The following is a 2,545-nucleotide window of genomic DNA, read 5'->3' on the forward strand; positions in this document are numbered from 1 at the left end:
CCCTAATTCATTGATAACGATTGCTAAAATGCAAAAAGCAGTTCCTACTAAAGGCAGTAAACGACGATTTTTAGGATGTAAATAGAACGTGCCAAAAGTCCAAGGTAAAATAAACGCCAGCGCTATATTGATAAGCAAAAATRTCCGACCTTTTTCTTTCTAGTATGCCACACCGTTTCTTTTTCTAATCATCTCGTTATCTTGAACGCAGCAAGCGTAAAAGCACCTTATCCCTCGTCATTAAAACAGAGTGCTTACTTTATGATTACTATGGTTCCTCCCTTGCTTCTTCCATTTATTTTAATGAAACAAATTCAGCGTCTTTTTTCTCGTAATAGTTTTGAACTAAACGCCCTGATAAAGCAGCTAATACCTGCTGAAATAACATCCCCAGTACGACGGGTACAGCAACGGGAGCTGGAAAATAAGATACGGCTAACACGGCTCCGGCGCTAATATTTCTCATGCCTCCGCAAAACGTAAGCGTCACAACTTTTGCTCGGTCCCATCTTAGCCATTTGCCAATCATCCAGCTGAAGAAATAACCAGCTGAACTCATTAAAAAGACGATCACGATAATAAACAGCAGTTTTTTATCAATATGCTTTAAATAAGGTGCAATTACTCCCCCGTTTATCATAACCATCACACTTAGCCCTATTTTCGAAACAGGTGCCAGCTTTGGTCCTAATGTCTGCTTAATTGTTCCTTTTGTATATTGATTTAAGAACATGCCTAACAAAGATGGAAGGACAATCATAAAACACAAATCTTTGACTAACTTTAGCGCTTCCAAATGTACGGTGTCTCCAACTACCAATAAAAGTGTATAAGGAACGATAAGCGGCGCCAAAAGAGTATCAATTAAAATAATGGATAGCGCAAGAGGAATGCTTCCTTTGTAAATCGAGACCCATATAAAACTAGTCACTCCTGTTGGAATGATCGCTGCTAGCAAAAGACCTGTGCTTGTAAATACATCATGTGGAAAAATCACTTGGCCAACGCTCCAAGCCCACGCTGGCATAAAAATATGTAAAACAAACAGGGCCATAATGATTGGAAATGGACGGTGTATCGTGGCATTTAACTGGTGAAAATTTGAATTTAAACTTCCGGCAAACGTCATTAATGCAAAAAGCCATGGAATTAAGAAGGCATACTGACTTAATGACGAACCGATAAGAACTCCTATGAGCAAGCTGACCGGCGTAATAAACGGCATCAATTTTTCTAGCATTCTATTCAATTGACTTAACAAAACTTCTCCCTCCAACGAACGTTTTCAATAAATAATAAGATACATTAACGTTTATAATATCACCTATTTATTATACAACTTATTTTCAGACTGTTGTCTGTCTCTTTTACTAAAAAGAGATATATTCATAATTATCACTTAAATAGATTTAAAGGTATTTTTGTGCTATTTTAATAGGGAAGAAGCTTTTAAAAAGCATGAATTTAGGGTAAAGAACACTCTACATAGAAATGCTTTCGATCGACGGATATAAATGGACTGTAGCACAGTTTTGGTAATTAGGAGGATTGTATGGATTTTTTGAAGTCTCTATCATCGTTAGATGATTGGAAAAAAATCGTGATTGCGATTGGGATCTTTTTGATCTTTTTAATTCTTCGCAAGCTTTTCACGACTTATTTGTTTAAGTTTATTATTGGTTTTGTCAAAAATAAAAAAATCAATTTAATTACGAGCGTTTTGGAAGCTTTTGAAAAGCCGCTGCGCTGGATTTTTGTAATTATTGGTTTCAAGCTTGCTCTTCCCTATCTTCCCTTTGATGTTTTAACAGCYGACACGGAAAGACATTTAGTTCGTTCAGCTTCTGTTGGCCTTGCAGGATGGGGCTTGTATAATTTAGCTGCTTCTACCAATTTATTTTTTGCAACGTTTGCCAAAAATTTCGATATCCAAGTGGATCGAATCATTATTCCTTTTATTGAAAAGTTCATCCGCATCGTTGTTGTTATGCTTTCTATCTCCATCATCGCAGAAGAGTGGGGTTTTAACGTAAACGGCTTTGTAGCGGGTCTTGGTTTAGGTGGTCTTGCTTTTGCCCTAGCCGCTAAAGACACCGTTAGTAATTTATTCGGCGGAATTGTGATTATTACCGAAAAGCCTTTTACCATTGGAGATTGGATTAAAACACCGAGTGTTGAAGGCGTTGTAGAAGATATTACGTTTCGAAGCACCAAAATTCGAACGTTCGCTCAAGCAGTCGTAACGGTTCCAAATGCTACTCTTTCTAATGAACCTATTATTAACTGGGCTAAGATGGGAAAACGYCAAATTGCCTTTCATTTAAACTTGAATTATAATACACCAAAAGAAAAGTTAGAAACCGTAGTGACAAGAATTAAAAAGATGCTGACGGAGCACGAAGAAATTCACAATGAAACGATTCTTGTAAATTTTGACGGCTTTTATGAATCCAGCCTAAATATCTATCTGTATTTCTTTACAAATACAACCGTTTTTGCTGATTATTTAGATGTAAAAGAAAATATAAACTTCGAAATTATGGAC

Annotated in this window: 2 protein-coding genes; one reads left to right on the plus strand and one right to left on the minus strand. The window is 36.5% G+C overall.

From position 1 onward, the window contains the following. Positions 1-295: 295 nt before the first annotated feature. Positions 296-1,261 carry a bile acid:sodium symporter family protein gene (locus AC1DRF_RS22850; protein ID WP_230184506.1) on the minus strand — a complete coding sequence of 322 codons (966 nt, stop codon included), beginning with the start codon at positions 1,259-1,261 and terminating at the stop codon, positions 296-298. Positions 1,262-1,552: 291 nt separating this feature from the next. Between AC1DRF_RS22850 and AC1DRF_RS22855 the strand changes: the two genes are divergently transcribed. Beyond that, positions 1,553-2,545, plus strand: a 993-nt coding sequence (locus AC1DRF_RS22855; protein WP_477741765.1) for a mechanosensitive ion channel family protein, incomplete at its 3' end; no start/stop codon positions are given.

It is taken from the genome of Priestia sp. P5_B4 (assembly GCF_056400385.1).